The organism is Streptomyces sp. NPDC014907, assembly GCF_055562975.1.
The window spans coordinates 756,255-776,465 of record NZ_JBVHEG010000001.1 but is presented as its reverse complement, the minus strand read 5'-3'; the positions used below and the strand labels follow the sequence as shown (position 1 = coordinate 776,465).

The window sequence follows — 20,211 nt, the reverse complement described above, 5'->3', positions numbered from 1 at the left end:
GGGAGCGCGCCGCCGCGCGGAGCCCTTCCCCGCTCCGCGCGGCGGTACGCCGGCCGTCAGATCCGGTCGAGGACCCGGGTCAGCAGTTCGCCCATCCGCGCGGCCGAGTCCCGCCCCGCCTGGAGGACCTCCTCGTGGTTCAGCGGCTCGCCCGAGAGGCCCGCCGCCAGGTTGGTGACGAGCGAGATGCCCAGCACCTCGGCGCCGGCCTCGCGGGCCGCGATGGCCTCCAGGACGGTGGACATGCCGACGAGGTCGCCGCCCAGGACGCGGACCATGTTGATCTCGGCCGGGGTCTCGTAGTGCGGGCCGGGGAACTGCACGTAGACGCCCTCTTCGAGGGTCTCGTCGATCTCCTTGCACAGCGCGCGCAGCCGCGGCGAGTACAGGTCGGTGAGGTCCACGAAGTTGGCGCCGACGATCGGGGAGGCGGCCGTCAGGTTGATGTGGTCGCTGATCAGGACCGGCTGGCCGGGGCGCATGCCGTCGCGCAGGCCGCCGCAGCCGTTGGTCAGGACGACGGTCCCGCAGCCCGCGGCGACGGCGGTGCGGACGCCGTGGGCCACGGAGGCGACGCCCCGGCCCTCGTAGAAGTGGGTGCGGCCGAGGAAGACGAGGGCGCGCTTCTCGCCGATCCGGTACGAGCGGATCGTGCCGCCGTGGCCCTCGACGACCGGCGGCGGGAAGCCGGGGAGCTCGGTCACCGGGAACTCGGCCTCGGGGGAGCCGAGGGCGTCGACGGCGGGCGCCCAGCCCGAACCCATGACCAGGGCGACGTCGTGCTTCTCGACTCCGGTCAGCTCGCGGAGACGTGCGGCGGCGGCCTCGGCGGCCTCGTACGGGGTGGCAGTTGCGTTCACTGGGTCTCTCGCCTCGGGGAGGGGTCCGGAGGCGGGCCCCGGACGGATTTGATACGCGCAGCAGCGTAACCGGATAATCCCTACGCGCGTAGATGACGGCGCTGACGGACATGCGATCGTTGTCTTGTCGTTTCCCACGAGAGCGGTTCCCCCGGGGCCGCGCGGGGACGGTCCCGCGCCGGCGGACCCCCGGAGCGCGCCCCCGCGGAAACGGGCCGCCGGAGGGCCGGTTCCCGGCACGGCCGGGCGCCGCCCGCCGCTTAGCACGGACGCTTGCGCAACTCCATCACGTAGTCGTGCGGCGCGCCCGCCGACTCGGCCGCGTCCGCGACCTCGCCCAGGTAACGGGCGGACGGCAGGCCGCCCTCGTACCCGTCGAGCACGTACGCCCAGGCGGCCTCCTCGCCGTCCAGGGTGTGCGCCCGCACCCGCACGCGCCGGTAGACGCCGAGCCCCACGCCCTCCCAGCGGTCCATGGACTCCTCGTCCATCGGGGCGATGTCGTACAGCGCCACGAAGACCTGGGAGCCGGGGTCCTCCACGATGGTGGCCAGCGCGCCCTCCCAGCCCATCTGCTCGCCGCCGAAGGTGAGCCGCCAGCCGTTCAGCCAGCCGGTGCCGCGCAGCGGGGAGTGCGGTGCGCGCCGGCTCATCAGCCGTGCGTCGAGGTTGCCGGCGAAAGCGGCGTAGAGCGACATGGGACCGAGGGTACGGGAGGGGCGGGGCGCCCGCCGGTCTCCCGGCCGTCCCGCCCGTCCGGAGGCCCCGGCGCGAGACCGCGCCGGACGTGCGGGACAATGGGGTACGCACCCGAGGCGTGCGGGACAATGGCGTACGCACTGCATCCCAGCGGGGGGACCCCCCGGCAGAACGAGAGCGCGAGGCGTAGATCCCAGTGACCCGGATCGTGATCATCGGCGGCGGACCCGGCGGATACGAGGCGGCCCTGGTGGGCGCCCAACTCGGCGCGGAGGTGACCGTCGTCGACGCCGACGGCCTCGGCGGCGCGTCCGTCCTGACCGACTGCGTCCCCTCCAAGACCCTCATCGCCACGGCCGAGGTGATGACCACCTTCGACTCCTCGTACGAGGAGCTGGGCATCATCGTCGCGGACGACACCCCGCACATCGACCGGCCCGCCCGGGTCGTGGGCGTCGACCTCGGCAAGGTCAACCGGCGGGTGAAGCGCCTCGCGCTCGCCCAGTCGCACGACATCACCGCCTCCGTCACCCGGGCCGGCGCCCGCGTGCTGCGCGGCCGGGGACGGCTCTCCGGCCGGCAGGCCGTGGACGGCTCCCGCCAGGTGGTCGTGACCGCCGCCGACGGCACCGAGGAGACGCTGACCGCCGACGCCGTGCTGATCGCGACCGGCGGCCACCCGCGCGAGCTGCCCGACGCCCAGCCGGACGGCGAGCGCATCCTGAACTGGACCCAGGTCTACGACCTCAAGGAGCTCCCCGAGGAGCTGATCGTGGTCGGTTCCGGCGTCACCGGCGCCGAGTTCGCCGGCGCCTACCAGGCGCTCGGCTCCCGGGTCACCCTGGTCTCCTCCCGCGACCGGGTGCTCCCGGGCGAGGACCCGGACGCGGCGGCCGTCCTGGAGGACGTCTTCCGCCGCCGGGGCATGAACGTCATGGCCCGCTCCCGCGCCGAGTCCGCCAAACGGGTCGGCGACCGGGTCGAGGTGACCCTCGCGGACGGCCGGGTCATCACCGGCACCCACTGCCTGATGGCCGTCGGCGCGATCCCGAACTCGGCCGGCATGGGCCTGGAGGAGGCGGGCGTCCGCCTGAAGGACTCCGGGCACATCTGGACCGACCGGGTCTCCCGCACCTCCGCCCCCGGCGTCTACGCGGCCGGCGACGTCACGGGCGTCTTCGCGCTCGCCTCGGTCGCCGCCATGCAGGGCCGGATCGCGATGTACCACTTCCTCGGCGACGCGGTGACCCCGCTCGACCTGAAGACGGTCTCCTCCAACGTCTTCACCGACCCCGAGATCGCCACCGTCGGCTACACCCAGGCCGACGTGGACGCGGGCAGGATCGACGCCAAGGTCGTCAAGCTGCCGCTGCTGCGCAACCCGCGCGCCAAGATGCAGGGCATCCGGGACGGCTTCGTCAAGATCTTCTGCCGTCCGGGCACCGGGATCGTCGTCGGCGGCTGCGTCGTCGCCCCGAAGGCGAGCGAGCTGATCCACCCGATCTCGATCGCGGTCGACAACAACCTGACGGTCGAACAGATCGCGAACGCCTTCACCGTGTACCCCTCCCTGTCGGGTTCGATCGCGGAAGTGGCACGACAGTTGCAGACCCGGAAGTCGGCGGGCGACGCGTAACGCCCGGCCCGGTCCGGCTCCCGCCTGGGGAAACGGTTCACCGATCCGGACAACCCCCGGCAAGCCGGGGCACGGAACGACGACGGGCGGGGCCCCCATACCACTGGGAGGCCCCGCCCGTGCGCATCTTCTGCAATTCGGCGCATACTGCTGAAAACCCGCGCGCGGCCACGTTACTGTCAGTTTCGTGTTCGCTGCAGAACGTCGTCAGTTGATCCTCGAAATGGTGCGCGCCAACGGGGCCGTGTCGCTCCGTGAGCTCGCCCGCGTCGTCCAGACCTCCGAGGTGACCGTACGGAGAGACGTACGGGCCCTCGAGGCAGAAGGACTCCTCGACCGCCGCCACGGCGGTGCGGTGTTGCCGGGCGGATTCACGCGAGAATCCGGCTTCCCGCAGAAATCCCATCTCGCCACCGCGGAGAAGACGGCCATCGCCGACCTCGCGGCGAGCCTCGTCGAAGAGGGCGAGGCCATCGTCGTCGGCGCCGGGACGACCACGCAGGAGCTGGCCCGCCGGCTCGCCCGCGTGCCCGGGCTGACCGTGGTGACCAACTCCCTGCTCGTCGCCCAGGCCCTCGCCCACGCCAACCGGGTGGAGGTCGTCATGACCGGCGGCACCCTGCGCGGCTCCAACTACGCCCTCGTGGGCAGCGGGGCCGAGCAGTCCCTCCAGGGACTGAGGGTCTCCCGCGCCTTCCTCTCCGGCAGCGGCCTGACCGCCGAACGGGGCCTGTCCACCTCCAACATGCTCTCCGCGAGCGTGGACCGGGCCCTGGTGCAGGCGGCGGCGGAGGTCGTGGTCCTCGCGGACCACACCAAGCTGGGCTCCGACACCATGTTCCAGACGGTGCCCACGGACGTGATCACCCGCCTGGTCACCGACGAGCCGCCCGCCCACGACGACCGGGCCGCCACCGAGCTCCAGGCCCTCGCCGACCAGGGCGTCCAGATCGCGGTCGCGGGCACGGGCGCCGGAAGCGGCCCCGCGGGCGGTGACCACCAGGTCCCCCCGGGCGCCCGGCCCCGCCGTGACCTGCCGCTCCCGGTCCAGCGCGGCCGGATGGCGCCGGGCCAGTTCCGGGGACCGGGCGGGCCGGTGGCGGCGGAGACGCTGGAGCGCACGGCCCGGGTCGCGGACCTGCGCCGCCGCTGAGGAGCCGCCCGCGGACCCTCCCCCGGGGGTCCCGCGCGCACCGGCCCCACGTTCCTCAGTCCTTGATCCCCCGCAGCGTCAGCGCGAGCAGGCGGTCCGCCAGCTCCGGGTCCTCGGGGCTCTGCTCCGCCGCCAGCGCGATCGCGTTGGTCAGCTGCATCAGGTCGCCCACCGACACGTCCGCGCGCACCTGGCCCGCCTCCCGGGCCCGCGCCAGCAGCCGGTCGCCCGCCGCGCGCAACGGGTCGCTGCACCGCGAGAGGGCCGAACTCCGGTCGTACGAGGCGGACATCAGCGCGTGCGCGAGACCCCGGTACTCGCCCGCGTGGGCGATCAGGGCCCTCAGCCACTCCACGAGCGCCCGGCAGGGCGCATCGGAGCCGGACAACTCCTCGGAGAGCTCCAGGAGTTCGCCCAGGGCCTCCTGGAAGACCGCGTACAGCAGCTCGGCCCGGGTGGGGAAGTGGCGGTAGAGGGTGCCGATGCCCACGCCCGCGCGGCGCGCGATCTCCTCCAGGGGAGCGCCGGACCCCTGGGCGGCGAAGGCGGCACGGGCTTCGGTGAGCAGCCGCTCGTGGTTGCGGCGCGCGTCGGCACGCATGAGAAGAAGGGCCCCCTCGGCGAAGGGCCCGCGAACGGCTGTCCGCGGGCCCTCCGTACCGTACTGGGTGCGACGGTCAGTCCTTGATGTCGCAGATGGTGGCGCCGGAGGTGACGGAGGCGCCGACCTCGGCGTTCAGGCTCTTGACGGTGCCGGAACGGTGGGCGTTGAGGGGCTGCTCCATCTTCATGGCCTCCAGGACGACGATCAGGTCGCCCTCCTTGACCTCCTGGCCCTCCTCGACCGCGACCTTCACGATCGTGCCCTGCATCGGGGAGGCGAGGGTGTCGCCCGAGGCGGCCGGACCGGACTTCTTCGCCGCCCGGCGCTTCGGCCGGGCGCCCGCCGCCAGCCCCGTACGGGCCAGGGACATGCCCAGCGAGGACGGCAGGGAGACCTCCAGGCGCTTGCCGCCGACCTCGACCACGATCGTCTCGCGGCCCGTCTCGTCCTCCTCGGCCTCGCCGCCGGCCGGGGCGAAGGGCGGGATCTCGTTGACGAACTCGGTCTCGATCCACCGCGTGTGCACCCGGAACGGGTCGGCGGTGAAGTCGGGGTCGACCACGACGGCCCGGTGGAAGGGGATGGCGGTGGCCATGCCCTCGACCTTGAACTCCGCCAGGGCGCGCGCGGCGCGCTGGAGGGCCTGCTCGCGGGTCGCGCCGGTGACGACCAGCTTCGCCAGGAGCGAGTCCCAGGCCGGGCCGATGACCGAGCCGGACTCCACGCCCGCGTCCAGGCGGACGCCCGGGCCGGACGGCGGCTGGAAGAGGGTGACGGTGCCGGGGGCCGGCAGGAAGTTGCGGCCCGGGTCCTCGCCGTTGATGCGGAACTCGAAGGAGTGACCGCGCACGGCCGGGTCGCCGTAGCCCAGCTCCTCGCCGTCCGCGATCCGGAACATCTCGCGCACCAGGTCGAGGCCGGTGACCTCCTCGGTCACCGGGTGCTCGACCTGGAGGCGGGTGTTGACCTCCAGGAAGGAGATCGTGCCGTCCATGCCGACGAGGAACTCGACCGTGCCGGCGCCGACGTAGCCGGCCTCCTTCAGGATGGCCTTCGACGCGGAGTACAGCTGCGCGTTCTGCTCGTCCGTCAGGAACGGCGCGGGGGCCTCCTCGACCAGCTTCTGGTGGCGGCGCTGGAGCGAGCAGTCACGGGTGGAGACCACGACCACGTTGCCGTGCTTGTCGGCCAGGCACTGGGTCTCCACGTGGCGCGGCTTGTCCAGGTAGCGCTCGACGAAGCACTCGCCCCGGCCGAAGGCCGCGACGGCCTCGCGGACGGCGGAGTCGTACAGCTCCGGCACCTCTTCGAGGGTGCGGGCGACCTTCAGGCCGCGCCCGCCACCGCCGAAGGCGGCCTTGATCGCGATCGGCAGGCCGTGCTCCTTCGCGAAGGCCACGACCTCGTCGGCGCCCGACACCGGGTCCGGCGTGCCGGCGACCAGCGGGGCTCCGGCGCGCTGCGCGATGTGACGGGCCGCCACCTTGTCGCCCAGGTCGCGGATCGCCTGCGGCGGCGGGCCGATCCAGATCAGGCCCGCGTCCAGGACCGCCTGCGCGAACTCGGCGTTCTCCGAGAGGAAGCCGTAGCCCGGATGGACCGCGTCCGCGCCGGAGTCCGCCGCCGCCTGGAGGACCTTGGCGATGTCCAGGTAACTGGTGGCCGGAGTGTCACCGCCCAGGGCGAACGCCTCGTCGGCCGCCCGGACGTGCAGGGCGTCCCGGTCCGGCTCGGCGTACACGGCCACGCTGCCGATACCCGCGTCCCGGCACGCCCGGGCCACACGGACAGCGATTTCGCCACGGTTGGCGATGAGCACCTTGCGCACGATGGCTCCCTCCTTGAAACAAGCTGAGTTTAGGGACTGCCGACACGGCCTTTCGACCCGTCCCCAGTGGTGAGCTTTCCCACACGGAGGGTGACCCAGGGCCTGCTCGGATCGTGAATTCCCTTGTCGCACCACGGTACGCAGGGTTCCTTTACGGCACAGTAGCTCCGGGGTGTGGCGCAGGTCTCTGTTCGTGCGGCCAGTCGCCGTTCGGGTTTCTTTGTCGGGACCCTACGAACGCTCCGTCAATTCTTTGCCCGGTCCTCAGGCGTCGTCCGCCGTGCGCACTCCCTTGTCCAGAGGTTTACCGGCCAGTAGCCTGCCCGCTGTCGAACGTACTGCCGGTAACGGGCGGATTCAGGGGGTGGCGGGATGGCACGCAGGGCGACGGCTCTCGTGACGGCGGTGGTGCTCCTCCTGGAGGCCCCCGGCATCGTCGCGGTCAACGCCGTGATGGCGCACTTCCTGGAGGCCCAGTCGATGTCGCTCGACGGCATGGACCCCGGAGTCATGGCGACCGGGACCCGGGTGCTCGGCTTCGTCTCCGGCGCGGCCCTCCTCCTCTGCGGCCTGGTCGCCCTCGTCGCGGGCGTCCGCGACCGCCGTCCGGGACGGTTCGGCCGGGCCCTCCTCGTCGGCTGCGCGGTCGTGCACGGGGTCCTCGGCGCGGTCGCCGTCGGTCTCCTCGGCTGGCAGGCCTTCGCCTTCCTGATGACCGTGTTCGGCCTGATCGTCCTCACCCTGGTGGCCTACGGGAAGGACGCCGGGCGGAAGGCCGGGAAGGGCGCCGGAGAGCCGGCCGGGGAGCCCTCGGAGGACCCCGGCCCCGCCGGGAAGCCCCTCGCGGGAGAGGCCCCGGCGCCCGCCTAGGGGGTCCGGCATCCGCCTAGGGGGTCCGGCCGGAGCCCGGAGCCCGGAGCCCGGAGCCCGGAGCCCGCCTCGGCCCCGGGCGGGACCGGACCGGGCGGCCGGAGGGGGCGGATCGGCCGGGCCGGCCGCCCGGTCGGACGCTCAGGCCCAGAGGTCCGTGATCCGCACGTCCAGCTTCGCGAGGAGCCGGCGCAGCAGCGGCAGGGACAGGCCGATCACGTTGCCCGGGTCCCCGTCGATGCCGTCGATGAACGGCGCCGAACGCCCGTCCAGGGTGAACGCGCCCGCCACGTGCAGCGGTTCGCCGCTCGCCACGTACGCCGCGACCTCCTCGTCCGTCGGCTCGCCGAACCGGACCACGGTGGAGGCGGTCGCGGACTCGAAGCGCTTGGCGGCCGTGTCGTACACGCAGTGACCCGTCTGCAGGACGCCGACCCGGCCCCGCATCGCCTTCCAGCGGGCCGTGGCCTCCTCGGCGTCGGCCGGCTTGCCCAGCGCCTTCCCGTCCAGCTCCAGGACCGAGTCGCAGCCGATGACGAGCGCGCCGAACACCCCGGGGCGGGCGGCCACATGGGCGGCCTTCGCCTCCGCGAGGGCGAGCGCGAGCGCGGCCGGGGTCGGCGCGTGGACCTTGTCCTCGTCGACGCCGCTCACGATCACCTCGGGAACGATGCCGGCCTGCCGCAGCAGACCGAGCCGGGCGGGGGAGGCGGAGGCGAGCACGACACGGCGCGGATCAGCAGTCATGGGGGCAGCGTAGCCAGTGCGGCGGAACCGGACCCACCGGACCGCCGGGGCGCGCGCGGCCCGCCCCGCGGAGTACGGGCTCCCGGAACCGCGCGGTCAGCGCACGCCGACGGCGAACATCGCCACCACCATCGCCAGGGCCAGCAGCACGCCCGCGCGGCGGATCATCGCCTGCATGTCGCGCATGAACTTCGGCGGCTGATTCTTCGGGTCCGACCACAGCATGCCTTCGATCCTGCGGCCGGGACGGGCGGGGGCGCCTGAGTACGGATACTCAGGCGCCCCCGCACCGAAGGACTATTCGGGGAGGGGCGCGCCCTGCCGCGTCCCCGTCCCGCGCTCCCGCGAACGTCCCGCGCCCCGCGCCGTCCCCGTTCCACGACCTCGCGGGCGGCCCCCGTTCCCCGTCCCGCGAACGCCCCCCGTCCTACGCCCCCGCGAACGCCCCGTCCCGCGCGGCCGCGAGCGCCGCCACCGCCCGTTCCGCGACGTCCGCGCCGAGTTCCTCCCGGGTGACCGCGAAGCGGTGGTGGAGCGGCGCGGAGACGGCACGGAGCAGTTCCACCGGGTCCGTGCCCGCCGGGGCCCCGCCGCGCGCCGCGCCCCTGGCGACGGCGGGGGCCCATGCGGCGAGCCGGGTCCGGTGGAACCCGGCGAGCGCGCGGGCGCGCTCCTCGTCGCGGGCCGCGGCGGCGATGACCGCGCGGAAGGCGGCGCCCGTCCGGGGGCCGGCGAGGGCGGTCCGGACGAGTTCGGCGTTGGCCCGCGGGCCGTCCGCGAGGCTGCCGGTGTCGGAGGCGGGGAGCGACTGCTCGGCCATGTCGCGCAGGAGGTCGGCGACCAGGCCGGCGGGGGAGCCCCAGCGGCGGTGGACGGTGGTCTCCTTCGGCGTCCTCGGCGCCGGCACGGTCCTCGCCGGAGCGGCCGCCTCCCGCTTCATCGGCCGCTCCGGCGCCCGCGCCGCCCTCGTCGCCGGCGGGCTCCTCCAGGCCGCCGCCACGCTCGCCCTGTACGGTCTCGGCCGCGCGGTCCTCGTCAACGCCGTGATCGCCGCCGCCGGAGCCGTCCTCTCCGGCCTCTTCCTGCGCCGTGCGTGACCGGCGCCGTGCGTGACCTGCGCCGGGCACGCGAAAGGCCGGACCTCCCGCACAAGGGGCCCGGCCCTTCCCGTACCGCGACGGCTACACGGGCCAGTACGACCGCGCCCAGGCCCGCGGGCCCGGCCGGTGCCGCACGGCCCGTGCGAGACGGGAGGGGTCCGACCACCCCTCCGGCACCGCCGGGCCGCCGTCCCCGGCGGACGCCGCCGCCGTGGCCGCGGCCCGCGCCCGGACGACCGCCAGCGCGGCGGCCAGCTCCTCCGGGGTCGGGTTTCCTCGTACGACCTTGATCATGTCGGCTCCCTGGGGGTCCGGAGGGGCTAGAGCGGGATGTTGCCGTGCTTCTTCGGAGGGAGGGATTCCCGCTTGGTGCGGAGCTGACGCAGGCCCTTGACGATCTGCGGGCGCGTGTCGGACGGCATCACCACGCCGTCGATGTAGCCGCGCTCGGCCGCCGTGTACGGGTTGAGCAGGGCGTCCTCGTACTCCTGGATCAGCCGCGCCCGCACGGCCTCGGTCTCGTCGGCGTCCCCCGCCTCCGCGATCGCGCGGCGGTGGAGGATGTTGACCGCGCCCTGCGCGCCCATGACCGCGATCTGCGCCGTCGGCCACGCCAGGTTCAGGTCCGCGCCCAGGTGCTTGGAGCCCATCACGTCGTACGCGCCGCCGAAGGCCTTGCGCGTGATGACCGTGATCAGCGGGACCGTGGCCTCCGCGTACGCGTAGATCAGCTTCGCGCCGCGCCGGATGATGCCGCCGTACTCCTGGTCCACGCCCGGCAGGAAGCCCGGCACGTCCACGAAGGTCAGGACCGGGATGTTGAAGGCGTCGCAGGTGCGCACGAACCGCGCGGCCTTCTCGGAGGCGTCGATGTCCAGGCAGCCCGCGAACTGCATCGGCTGGTTGGCGACCACGCCGACCGGGAAGCCCTCGACCCGGCCGAAACCGGTCAGGATGTTCGGCGCGAACAGCGCCTGCGTCTCCAGGAACTCACCGTCGTCGAGAACGTGTTCGATGACCTTGTGCATGTCGTACGGCTGGTTCGCCGAGTCCGGGATCAGCGCGTCCAGCTCGCGGTCCTCGTCCGTCACCTCGGTGTCCGCCGTCTCCGGGAAGGCCGGCGGCTCGGAGAGGTTGTTCGACGGCAGGTAGGAGAGGAGGGACTTCACGTACTCGATGGCGTCCTTCTCGTCCCCCGCCATGTGGTGCGCCACGCCCGAGGTCGCGTTGTGCGTCCGGGCGCCGCCCAGCTCCTCGAAGCCCACGTCCTCGCCGGTCACCGTCTTGATGACGTCGGGACCCGTGATGAACATGTGCGACGTCCGGTCCACCATCACCGTGAAGTCGGTGATCGCCGGGGAGTACACCGCCCCGCCCGCGCAGGGGCCGACCACCAGGGAGATCTGCGGGATCACCCCGGAGGCGTGGGTGTTGCGGCGGAAGATCTCGCCGTACATGCCGAGCGCGCTCACGCCCTCCTGGATGCGGGCGCCGCCGGAGTCGTTGATGCCGATGACCGGGCAGCCGGTCTTCAGGGCGAAGTCCATCACCTTGATGATCTTCTGTCCGTACGTCTCGCCGAGCGCGCCGCCGAAGACCGTGAAGTCCTGCGAGAACACCGCCACCGGACGCCCGTCGACCGTGCCGTAGCCGGTGACGACCCCGTCGCCGTACGGACGGTTCTTCTCCAGGCCGAAGCTGGTGGAACGGTGCCGGGCCAGCTCGTCCAGCTCGACGAACGAACCCTCGTCGAGGAGGAGGGCGATCCGCTCGCGCGCGGTCAGCTTCCCCTTCGCGTGCTGCTTCTCCACCGCCCGCTCCGAGCCGGCGTGGGTGGCCTCGTCGATGCGGCGCCTGAGATCCGCGATCTTGCCCGCGGTCGTGTGAATGTCGATCTCGTACTGCTCTGCCGGCTCGGACATCGGGATGCGGCTCCCTGCCTGGTCACGGGGGGTTCGTTGACTACGAATGGGCTACTGCTGGCCTACTGCCCCGTAGCGTATCGACGCCGATACCGTTCGGCACTGCGGTCTTTGCCACACCTAGTCTGGCTTGCATGACGTCCTCCCAAGGCTCCGGCGGACGCTGGTCCGACCTCGACCGGCCCCCGCTGAACGCTTCCGCGCTGCGCCGCGCGCTCGTCCTGCCCGACGCCCTGTGGACCTCGCTCGACGTGGTCGACGCCACCGGGTCCACCAACACCGACCTCGCCGCCCGCGCCGGTGAACTCCCCGAGGGCGCGGTGCTCGTCGCCGAGGAGCAGACCGCGGGCCGGGGCCGGCTCGACCGGAGCTGGACCGCGCCCGCCCGCTCCGGCCTCTTCTTCTCCGTGCTGCTCAAGCCGGACGTCCCCGCCCACCGCTGGGGCTGGCTCCCGCTGCTCGCCGGAGTGGCGGCCGCGACCGGCCTCGCGAGGGCGGCGGGCGTGGACACGTCCCTCAAATGGCCCAACGACCTCCTGGTTCCGGTCGCGGGCGAGGAGCGCAAGGCCGGCGGCATCCTCGCCGAACGGGCCGGCGCGGACGGCGTCGTCATCGGCCTCGGCGTCAACGTCACCCTCCGCGAGGACGAACTCCCCGTCCCCGCCGCCGGTTCCCTCCTCCTCGCCGACGCGGTCTCCACCGACCGCGACACCCTCCTGCGGGCCGTCCTGCGCTCCCTCGACCGGTGGTACGGGGAGTGGGCGGGGGCCGGCGGCGACCCCGTCGCCTCCGGGCTCCAGGAGGCCTACACGGCCGGCTGCGCGACCCTGGGCCGCCGCGTCAGGGCCGAGCTGCCCGGCGAGCGGACCCTGGAGGGCGAGGCCCTCTCCCTCGACGGCGACGGACGGCTCGTGGTCGCCACGGAGGGCGGCGGCACGGAGGCGGTGGGGGCGGGCGACATCGTCCACCTGCGGACGCCGGGCGTCTGACGCCGGCGCGCTTTCCGGCGGGGCGGGGCGGGGCGGAACGGGCGGGACGGAGCGGGTGGGGCGGAACGGGCGGGCGCGCGCCCGTCCTCCCGCCGTTCTCCCGCCGTCCTCCCCGCCGTCCGCGCCGGGGAGCCCGCGCGTCCGGGAGCCCGTCCGCCCGCGCCCCGGGACACGGCCGTCGGCCGTCAGGGCGTGAGCCATCCCACACCTGCCGTATCGTGGAGCGCGATCCAGGCGACAGATCGGCAGGACAAGTGGGCAGGGAACGGGCAGGAGGCGGCCGGTGACCGTCGACGACGCGAACGCGGACGGCGGGGAAGAGCAGCCGTCCGCGTATCCCACCCCCCACCACGAGGTCGACCACACGGCCGAACCGACCGACGACCCCCTCGCCATCCGCCTCGAACAGCTCATCCTCGGCGCGGACCGCCGCTACACCCCCTTCCAGGCCGCCCGCACGGCGGGCGTCTCCATGGAACTGGCCTCCCGCTTCTGGAGGGCCATGGGCTTCGCCGACATCGGACAGGCCAAGGCGCTCACCGAGGCCGACGTGCTGGCCCTGCGGCGGCTCGCGGGCCTGGTCGAGGCGGGACTGCTCAGCGAGCCGATGGCCGTACAGGTCGCCCGTTCCACCGGGCAGACCACCGCCCGGCTCGCCGAATGGCAGATCGACTCCTTCCTGGAGGGGCTCACCGAGCCGCCCGAGCCCGGCATGACCCGCACCGAGGTGACGTACCCCCTGGTCGAACTGCTCCTCCCCGAGCTGGAGGAGTTCCTGATCTACGTGTGGCGCCGGCAGCTCGCCGCCGCCACCGGGCGGGTCGTGCAGGCCGCCGACGACGAGGAGATGGTCGACCGTCGGCTCGCCGTCGGCTTCGCGGACCTCGTCGGCTTCACCCGGCTCACCCGCCGCCTGGAGGAGGAGGAGCTGGGCGAGCTGGTCGAGGCGTTCGAGACGACCTGTGCCGACCTCGTCGCCGCGCACGGCGGCCGGCTCATCAAGACCCTCGGCGACGAGGTGCTGTACGCGGCGGACGACCCCGGCACCGCCTCCGAGATCGCGCTCCGGCTGATCGAGACCCTCGGCCACGACGAGACGATGCCCGCGCTGCGCGTCGGCATCGCCTTCGGCACCGTGACGACGCGGATGGGCGACGTCTTCGGCACCACCGTGAACCTCGCCAGCCGGCTCACCTCGATAGCCCCCAAGGACGCCGTCCTGGTCGACGGGGCGTTCGCGGCCGAGCTGATCAGGAACGGCGAGGCGCCCGGCTCGGAGGCGGAGGCGGCCGAGGAGGCGGCCCGCGCCGAGAAGGAGGGCCGCGCGCCCGCCGCGTACCGCTTCGCGCTCCAGCCGATGTGGCAGCGTCCGGTCCGCGGCCTCGGCGTCGTCGAGCCCTGGCTCCTGGGCCGCCGTCCGTCCTAGGATCTCCCGCGAACCCCCGTTAACAGCCGTTAACGGGAGGGCGTCCGGTGTCGGGAGGGTGTGCGGTCATGTCCGAGCAGCGCTTCGGTGAGTTCGTGGTGGTCCGGCGGGAGGGGCACGTCGCGGAGCTGGTCCTCGACCGCCCCAAGGCGATGAACGCCGTCTCCACGGAGATGGCCCGCTCCCTGGCGGCGGCCTGCGACGCGCTCGCCGCCGACCCCTCGGCCCGCGTCACCGTCCTCACCTCCTCGCACGACCGCGCCTTCTGCGTCGGCGCCGACCTCAAGGAGCGCAACTCCCTCACCGACGCCGAACTGGTCCGCCAGCGCCCGACCGCCCGCGCCGCCTACACCGGCGTCCTCGAACTGCCGATGCCGACCGTCGCGGCCGTGCACGGCTTCGCCCTCGGCGGCGGCTTCGAGCTGGCGCTCGCCTGCGACGTGATCGTGGCCGACGCGACCGCCGTCGTCGGTCTCCCCGAGGTCTCCGTGGGCGTCATCCCCGGGGGAGGCGGCACCCAGCTCCTCCCGCGCCGGGTGGGCGCGGCGCGCGCCGCCGAGCTGGTCTTCACGGCCCGCCGGGTCGAGGCGGCCGAGGCCCGCGAGCTGGGGCTCGTGGACCAGCTGGTGGAGGACGCGCGGACGGGCGCCCTGGAGCTGGCCGGACGGATCGCGGCCAACTCGCCGGTCGGGCTGCGCGCCGCGAAGAGGGCCATGCGGCTGGGTCATGGCCTGGACCTGCGGGCCGGGCTGGAGGTCGAGGACGCGGCCTGGCGCTCGGTGGCCTTCTCGGGCGACCGGGCCGAGGGGGTGGCGGCCTTCAACGAGAAGCGGAGGCCGGAGTGGCCGGGGGAGTGATCCGACGCACAAAGCCTTCCGATTTGTACCAAATATGACTTTCCGTGACGTCTCCGAGGGGAAAACTGATCAAACCTCCCTAAGCTGGAGGAATGGGTGAGGACGGGCGGCTGCGGGCCGTAGTGGCGCTGGCGCAGGCGATGGCGGCGGCGCACACTCCACGGGAGTTCTGGCGGGCGGCGGCGCTCGGGGCCCGCGACGGGCTCGACGGGAGCTTCGCCGCCCTGTCCGTCTGGGAGCGGGACCACGGCCGGCTCAAGGTCCTGGTCAACGCCGGGGAGCGGGCCGAGGGGGAGGAGGAGTTCCCGGACGCGGAGACCTATCCGGTGCACCAGTACCCCGAGATCACCGAGTTCCTGCACGACCAGTGGGCGGGCGGGGGCGAGCCCGACGCCTGGGTGGAGACCGCCGGCGATCCCGTCCCGACCGGCCGGGTGGCCGGTCTGCGGCGGCGCGGACGGGGCTGCTGCGTGGTCGCCCCGATCGTGCTGCACGGGCGGGCCTGGGGTGAGCTGTACGTTGCCCGGCCGCCCCAGAAGAAACCTTTCACCAGGGCGGACGCGGGCTTCGCGACCGTCCTCGCGGCGGTCGTCGCGTCCGGCATCGCCCAGGCCGAACGCCTGGAGGAGGTCCGCAAGCTCGCCTTCACCGACCCGCTGACCGGCCTCGCCAACCGGCGGGCCGTGGACACCCGCCTCGACGAGGCGATCGAGCGCTACCGCGCGGACGGCTCCGTGGTGAGCCTGCTGGTCTGCGACCTCAACGGCCTCAAGCGGGTCAACGACACCCACGGCCACGCGGTCGGCGACCGCCTCCTCGAACGCTTCGGCTCCGTCCTCTCCCGCTGTGGCGCCAAGCTCCCCGGCGCCCTCGCGGCCCGCCTCGGCGGCGACGAGTTCTGCCTCCTGACGGTCGGCCCGGCGGCGGACGAGGTGGTCGCCGTCGCGGAGGAGCTGTGCGTACGGGCGGCCGAACTGGAGCTGGGCGAGGGCGTCGCCTGCGGGGTGGCGTCCACCGGCGACCCGATCGGGCCGCTCAGATCGGCCCGCCGCCTCTTCCGGCTCGCGGACGCCGCCCAGTACCAGGCCAAGGCCGAGCGCTCCGCGAAACCCGTCGTGGCGGGCCGCGACGGCACCGTCGTCCAGCTCGCCGACGCCCCGCCGGGCAGCCGCGACCGCCGCCGCTTCAGGGACGCGCCGGTGGCGGAGCCGCCGGACGGCGGAGGACCGGGGGAGCGGGCGCGCCGCCCGGGACCCGGCCCGGACCCGGCCGCTCCGGGGGAGTGAGCCCACGTGCCACGCGCCACGCGCCACGCGCCCGGCGCCCGGCTCCCGGCGACAGACGGCGGACGACAGACGGCGGGCGACGGACGACAGGCGGCGGGTGACGGACGGCGGTGGCGGTTGCGGTCGTGGCGGCGGGTGACGGCGGCGGCAGTGCCAGTGCCAGTGGCGGGAGGCAGCCGGTAAGGGGCCGTGCCCGGCCGGGCCCGTGACGGAATCAGCTAGTGACAGGTCGGTCTTCAATCCGTAGGGTGCTGAATATGGATATGCAGACAGTCGTCCTCGGCACGTCCGGCACGACCCCGCAGGACGTCATCGACGTCGCCCGGCACGGCGCCCGCGTCGAGCTGTCGACCGAGGCCGTGCGCGCCCTCGCCGCCGCCCGGGAGGTCGTCGACGCCCTCGCCGCCAAGCCCGAGCCCGTCTACGGGGTCTCCACCGGTTTCGGCGCCCTCGCCACCCGGCACATCGGCCCGGAGCTGCGCGCCCGGCTCCAGCGCAACATCGTCCGCTCGCACGCCGCCGGCATGGGCCCCCGCGTCGAGCGCGAGGTCGTGCGCGCCCTGATGTTCCTGCGCCTGAAGACCGTCGCCTCCGGCCACACCGGCGTCCGCCCCGAGGTCGCCCGGACCATGGCCGACGTCCTCAACGCCGGCATCACCCCGGTCGTGCACGAGTACGGCTCCCTCGGCTGCTCCGGCGACCTCGCCCCGCTCTCCCACTGCGCCCTGGCCCTCATGGGCGAGGGCGACGCCGAGGGCCCGGACGGCGAGGTCCGCCCCGCCGGCGAACTGCTCGCCGCCGCCGGCATCGCCCCCGTCGAACTGAGGGAGAAGGAGGGCCTCGCCCTCCTCAACGGCACCGACGGCATGCTCGGCATGCTGATCATGGCCCTCGCCGACCTCGACACCCTCTACAAGACGGCCGACGTCACCGCCGCGCTCTCCCTCGAAGCCCTCCTCGGCACCGAGAAGGTCCTCGAACCCGAACTGCACGCCGTCCGCCCGCACCCCGGCCAGGCCGCCTCCGCCGCCAACATGCTGGCCGTCCTCAAGGACTCCGGCCTCACCGGCCACTTCCAGGCGGGCGAGGCCCCCCGCGTCCAGGACGCCTACTCGGTGCGCTGCGCCCCCCAGGTCGCCGGCGCCGGCCGCGACACCCTGGCCCACGCCCGCCTCGTCGCCGAGCGCGAACTGGCCGCCGCCGTCGACAACCCGGTGGTCCTGGCGGACGGCCAGGTGCGCTCCAACGGCAACTTCCACGGCGCCCCCGTCGCGTACGTCCTCGACTTCCTCGCCATCGCCGCCGCCGACCTCGGCTCCATCGCGGAACGCCGCACCGACCGGCTCCTCGACAAGAACCGCTCGCACGGCCTGCCGCCCTTCCTCGCCGAGGACGCCGGTGTCGACTCGGGCCTGATGATCGCCCAGTACACGCAGGCCGCCCTGGTCAGCGAGATGAAGCGGCTCGCCGTCCCGGCCTCCGCCGACTCCATCCCGTCCTCCGCGATGCAGGAGGACCACGTCTCCATGGGCTGGTCCGCCGCCCGCAAGCTGCGCACCGCGATCGGCAACCTCAACCGGGTCCTCGCGGTCGAGCTGTACGCCGCCACCCGGGGCATCGAACTGCGCGAGGGCCTGACCCCCGCCCCCGCCTCGCGGGCCGTCATCGCGGCCCTGCGCGCGGCCGGCGTCGAGGGACCCGGCCCGGACCGGTTCCTCGCCCCCGACCTGGCCGCGGTCGACGCCTTCGTACGGGAGGGGAAAGTGGTCGCCGCCGTGGAGCCGGTCACCGGACCGCTGGCCTAGGTCCGTCCCGCGAGCCCGTCGTCCGGATCGCCGGCCCAGGTCCGTCCCGCGAACCCCGTCGTCCGGGCCGCCGGCCCAGGCCCGTTCCGCGAGTCCCGTCGTCCGGGCCGCCCGGCACGGGCGGGGGCCCGTCCCCGCCGGACCGCTCCGGCGGGGACGGGCCCCCTCGTACGCGCGCCGTCCGGCGCCGCCCGGCCCGGGGGCGGGTGCTTCAGGAGGCCCGGCCCCGGCGGCGCATCGCGAACGCCACGAACCCCGCGCCGACCCCCAGGAACCCCGTCCCGCCGAGCACGTACGCCGTCGTGTCCGGCCCGCCGGTCTCCGCCAGGCTCCCGCCGTCCGCGGCGGGGGCGCTCCGGGACACCCCGGCCGGCGCCCCTCCGGGCGGGCCGGCGGCACTCGCGGACGGCACGAACCACAGGGCGCACAGCAGCGTTCCGGCGACGGCGGCGGTCAGCAGGAGACGGCGGGCGGTGGGCACGGAAATGTCGATCCTCCTTGCGGGACCCCCGAATTGGTCGGTGTGCCGATGCTAGTGAACACAGCGGGTCGTGGGAAAGCCGAGGGGCCCCGGCCCCCTACGCTCCGGACCATGAGCACTTCTGACACCGCACGCTATGTACGCCTTCGCGTCGACGTGGTCCTGGAGATCGACGGACCGACCGAGCTGGTCGAGGCCGCCGAGGCACGGATCGAGGCCGACGAGTTCATGCCGGAGGAGGAGCGGGCGCACGCCCGCGCCGCCGTCCGCGAGGACGAGGCCGAAGCCCTCGCCCACCTCGTCGAGCCCTTCGACCTGATCCGCGACGTCCCCGGGATCGAGATGGTCCAGGCCTCCTGGAGCAGCGAGGAGATCGAGTACGACCCCGATGCCCTGGAGTGGGACCTCGGGGAGGAAGATGGGACGGAGGACGACGAGGACGACCGGCCGTAGGTCCGGGCTTCCACCCTGTTCGCGGGCCCCGGGACGTCGTCCCGGGGCCCTTCCGCGACGTCGGGAACCGGAAACCCCGCCGACGCGTGTCGATCAGTGTTGTTCCCCACAAACCGTACGGTTACGGAACCGAACGAGTTGTCATGGGTATGGAAGTAAGCGTTCACAGGGAACCGGCGACGATGGAGATGCGTGTGATGACGGACGGCAAGCGCCGCAGGAGCCTGGCCACCGCGGCCGTCGTGCTGAGCGGCGTACTGGTGCTCTCGGCGTGCGACGACGGCGACAAGGGCGGCAAGGCCACCGGCACCGCGACCCCCCAGTCCCAGGCCCAGGTCGACGAGGCGGCCGCGCAGAAGACCTCCAAGGCGCAGATCACCATCGCGCCGAAGAACGGCGCGCAGAACGCCTCCATCAACAACGACGCCAAGGTCACGGTCGCCCAGGGCAAGCTCACCGAGGTCGTCATGACCTCCGCCGAGGGCACCCGCGTGAAGGGCGAGATAGCGGCCGACGGCCTGAGCTGGAAGCCGAGCGGCCCCCTCAAGCGGGCGACGCTCTACAAGATCGCCGCCACCGCCACGGACGCGGAGGGCCTGGAGGCCCACGAGAACTCCTCGTTCACCACCGTCTCCCAGGCCAACAGCTTCATCGGCAGCTTCACGCCCGAGGACGGCTCGACCGTCGGCGTCGGCATGCCGGTCTCGATCACCTTCAACAAGGCGATCACCCGCAAGAAGGCCGTCCAGAGCGGCATCACCGTCACCTCCAGCTCCGGCCAGGAGGTCGTCGGGCACTGGTTCAGCTCCCAGCGCATCGACTTCCGCCCCGACGACTACTGGACCGAGGGCTCGACCGTCACCCTGAAGCTGAACCTCGACGGCGTCGAGGGCGCCGACGGCGTCTTCGGCGTCCAGCAGAAGACCGTCACCTTCAAGATCGGCCGCAACCAGGTCTCCACCGTCGACGTCGCCACCAAGACCATGACGGTCACGCAGGACGGCAAGACGATCAAGACCATCCCGATCTCCGCCGGCTCCCCGGAGAACCCGACCTACAACGGCAAGATGGTGATCTCCGAGAAGTTCAAGGAGACCCGGATGAACGGCGCCACCGTCGGCTTCACCGACGACGACGGCAAGGGCGAGTACGACATCAAGGACGTGCCGCACGCCATGCGCCTGTCCAACTCGGGCACCTTCATCCACGGCAACTACTGGGGCCCGGACTCGATCTTCGGCTCCGTGAACACCAGCCACGGCTGCGTGGGCCTCAACGACGTCAAGGGCGCCGGCGACCCCAAGCAGTCCGCCGCCTGGTTCTACGACCACTCCCTCATCGGTGACGTCGTGATCGTCAAGAACTCCAAGGACAAGACGATCGCCCCCGACAACGGCCTCAACGGCTGGAACCTGAGCTGGTCGCAGTGGAAGGCCAAGTCGGCCCTCTGACCCGGTCCGCGCGGAAGGGCCCCTCCGTCCGGAGGGGCCCTTCC

Annotated in this window: 21 protein-coding genes; 11 read left to right on the top strand and 10 right to left on the bottom strand. The window is 73.6% G+C overall.

The window, feature by feature from the left end; all coding sequences use genetic code 11:
* Positions 1-56: 56 nt before the first annotated feature.
* On the bottom strand, positions 57-860 hold the full coding sequence (locus ACZ3IL_RS03435; RefSeq protein ID WP_467386095.1) for a purine-nucleoside phosphorylase: 804 nt from the start codon (positions 858-860) through the stop codon (positions 57-59).
* A gap of 260 nt (positions 861-1,120) precedes the next feature.
* On the bottom strand, positions 1,121-1,558 hold the full coding sequence (locus ACZ3IL_RS03430; RefSeq protein ID WP_467386093.1) for a gamma-glutamylcyclotransferase family protein: 438 nt from the start codon (positions 1,556-1,558) through the stop codon (positions 1,121-1,123).
* 197 nt (positions 1,559-1,755) lie between these two features.
* Here ACZ3IL_RS03430 and ACZ3IL_RS03425 point away from each other — a divergent pair, with 197 nt between their 5' ends.
* A complete protein-coding gene (locus tag ACZ3IL_RS03425) occupies positions 1,756-3,195 on the top strand; it encodes an NAD(P)H-quinone dehydrogenase (RefSeq protein ID WP_467386091.1) in 1,440 nt (479 codons plus the stop codon).
* A 223-nt stretch (positions 3,196-3,418) separates the two neighbouring features.
* Complete coding sequence (locus tag ACZ3IL_RS03420) at positions 3,419-4,348, top strand: DeoR/GlpR family DNA-binding transcription regulator (RefSeq protein ID WP_467386795.1); 930 nt, start codon at positions 3,419-3,421, stop codon at positions 4,346-4,348.
* Positions 4,349-4,403: 55 nt separating this feature from the next.
* Here ACZ3IL_RS03420 and ACZ3IL_RS03415 read toward each other — a convergent pair whose 3' ends face one another.
* Together ACZ3IL_RS03415 and ACZ3IL_RS03410 are read right to left on the bottom strand one after the other, a co-directional pair.
* Positions 4,404-4,949, bottom strand: a complete 546-nt coding sequence (locus ACZ3IL_RS03415) for a TetR/AcrR family transcriptional regulator (protein ID WP_467386089.1) — start codon at positions 4,947-4,949, stop codon at positions 4,404-4,406.
* 76 nt (positions 4,950-5,025) lie between these two features.
* A complete protein-coding gene (locus ACZ3IL_RS03410) occupies positions 5,026-6,780 on the bottom strand; it encodes an acetyl/propionyl/methylcrotonyl-CoA carboxylase subunit alpha (protein ID WP_467386087.1) in 1,755 nt (584 codons plus the stop codon).
* Positions 6,781-7,152: 372 nt separating this feature from the next.
* On the opposite strand from ACZ3IL_RS03410, the gene ACZ3IL_RS03405 reads away from it, so the two are divergent.
* On the top strand, positions 7,153-7,650 hold the full coding sequence (locus ACZ3IL_RS03405; protein WP_467386085.1) for a hypothetical protein: 498 nt from the start codon (positions 7,153-7,155) through the stop codon (positions 7,648-7,650).
* Between the two features lie 141 nt (positions 7,651-7,791).
* Here ACZ3IL_RS03405 and ACZ3IL_RS03400 read toward each other — a convergent pair whose 3' ends face one another.
* The 3 genes from ACZ3IL_RS03400 to ACZ3IL_RS03390 all read right to left on the bottom strand — a co-directional run bounded on the left by ACZ3IL_RS03400 (position 7,792) and on the right by ACZ3IL_RS03390 (position 9,217).
* Positions 7,792-8,397, bottom strand: coding sequence for a nucleoside triphosphate pyrophosphatase (locus ACZ3IL_RS03400; protein WP_467386083.1), 606 nt, complete (start codon positions 8,395-8,397; stop codon positions 7,792-7,794).
* Between the two features lie 96 nt (positions 8,398-8,493).
* Positions 8,494-8,622, bottom strand: coding sequence for a morphogenic membrane protein MmpB (mmpB, locus tag ACZ3IL_RS03395; RefSeq protein WP_467386081.1), 129 nt, complete (start codon positions 8,620-8,622; stop codon positions 8,494-8,496).
* Positions 8,623-8,824: 202 nt separating this feature from the next.
* Complete coding sequence (locus tag ACZ3IL_RS03390; RefSeq protein ID WP_467386079.1) at positions 8,825-9,217, bottom strand: TetR/AcrR family transcriptional regulator C-terminal ligand-binding domain-containing protein; 393 nt, start codon at positions 9,215-9,217, stop codon at positions 8,825-8,827.
* On the opposite strand from ACZ3IL_RS03390, the gene ACZ3IL_RS03385 reads away from it, so the two are divergent.
* The gene (locus ACZ3IL_RS03385) at positions 9,216-9,494 is read left to right on the top strand and encodes a hypothetical protein (protein WP_467386077.1); all 279 of its coding nucleotides are present in this window, start codon (positions 9,216-9,218) and stop codon (positions 9,492-9,494) included. The genes ACZ3IL_RS03390 and ACZ3IL_RS03385 overlap by 2 nt on opposite strands.
* A gap of 84 nt (positions 9,495-9,578) precedes the next feature.
* On the opposite strand, the gene ACZ3IL_RS03380 is transcribed toward ACZ3IL_RS03385, so the two are convergent.
* Both ACZ3IL_RS03380 and ACZ3IL_RS03375 read right to left on the bottom strand, forming a co-directional pair.
* Positions 9,579-9,791, bottom strand: a complete 213-nt coding sequence (locus tag ACZ3IL_RS03380; protein ID WP_467386075.1) for an acyl-CoA carboxylase epsilon subunit — start codon at positions 9,789-9,791, stop codon at positions 9,579-9,581.
* A 26-nt stretch (positions 9,792-9,817) separates the two neighbouring features.
* Complete coding sequence (locus tag ACZ3IL_RS03375; RefSeq protein ID WP_467386073.1) at positions 9,818-11,419, bottom strand: acyl-CoA carboxylase subunit beta; 1,602 nt, start codon at positions 11,417-11,419, stop codon at positions 9,818-9,820.
* A gap of 134 nt (positions 11,420-11,553) precedes the next feature.
* Here ACZ3IL_RS03375 and ACZ3IL_RS03370 point away from each other — a divergent pair, with 134 nt between their 5' ends.
* The 5 genes from ACZ3IL_RS03370 (at position 11,554) to hutH (ending at position 17,782) form a co-directional block, all read left to right on the top strand.
* Positions 11,554-12,408, top strand: a complete 855-nt coding sequence (locus tag ACZ3IL_RS03370) for a biotin--[acetyl-CoA-carboxylase] ligase (RefSeq protein WP_467386071.1) — start codon at positions 11,554-11,556, stop codon at positions 12,406-12,408.
* Positions 12,409-12,691: 283 nt separating this feature from the next.
* A complete protein-coding gene (locus ACZ3IL_RS03365) occupies positions 12,692-13,834 on the top strand; it encodes an adenylate/guanylate cyclase domain-containing protein (RefSeq protein ID WP_467386069.1) in 1,143 nt (380 codons plus the stop codon).
* Between the two features lie 68 nt (positions 13,835-13,902).
* Positions 13,903-14,691, top strand: a complete 789-nt coding sequence (locus ACZ3IL_RS03360; protein ID WP_467386067.1) for an enoyl-CoA hydratase/isomerase family protein — start codon at positions 13,903-13,905, stop codon at positions 14,689-14,691.
* A 92-nt stretch (positions 14,692-14,783) separates the two neighbouring features.
* Positions 14,784-15,977, top strand: a complete 1,194-nt coding sequence (locus ACZ3IL_RS03355; RefSeq protein WP_467386065.1) for a GGDEF domain-containing protein — start codon at positions 14,784-14,786, stop codon at positions 15,975-15,977.
* A gap of 263 nt (positions 15,978-16,240) precedes the next feature.
* Entirely contained in the window at positions 16,241-17,782 is a 1,542-nt protein-coding gene (hutH, locus tag ACZ3IL_RS03350) for a histidine ammonia-lyase (RefSeq protein WP_467386793.1), read from the top strand.
* A 211-nt stretch (positions 17,783-17,993) separates the two neighbouring features.
* Here hutH and ACZ3IL_RS03345 read toward each other — a convergent pair whose 3' ends face one another.
* Positions 17,994-18,263, bottom strand: a complete 270-nt coding sequence (locus ACZ3IL_RS03345) for a hypothetical protein (RefSeq protein WP_467386063.1) — start codon at positions 18,261-18,263, stop codon at positions 17,994-17,996.
* Positions 18,264-18,374: 111 nt separating this feature from the next.
* On the opposite strand from ACZ3IL_RS03345, the gene ACZ3IL_RS03340 reads away from it, so the two are divergent.
* Both ACZ3IL_RS03340 and ACZ3IL_RS03335 read left to right on the top strand, forming a co-directional pair.
* Positions 18,375-18,716, top strand: coding sequence for a hypothetical protein (locus tag ACZ3IL_RS03340; RefSeq protein ID WP_467386061.1), 342 nt, complete (start codon positions 18,375-18,377; stop codon positions 18,714-18,716).
* A 182-nt stretch (positions 18,717-18,898) separates the two neighbouring features.
* Entirely contained in the window at positions 18,899-20,167 is a 1,269-nt protein-coding gene (locus ACZ3IL_RS03335) for a L,D-transpeptidase (RefSeq protein WP_467386059.1), read from the top strand.
* Positions 20,168-20,211: the final 44 nt, after the last annotated feature.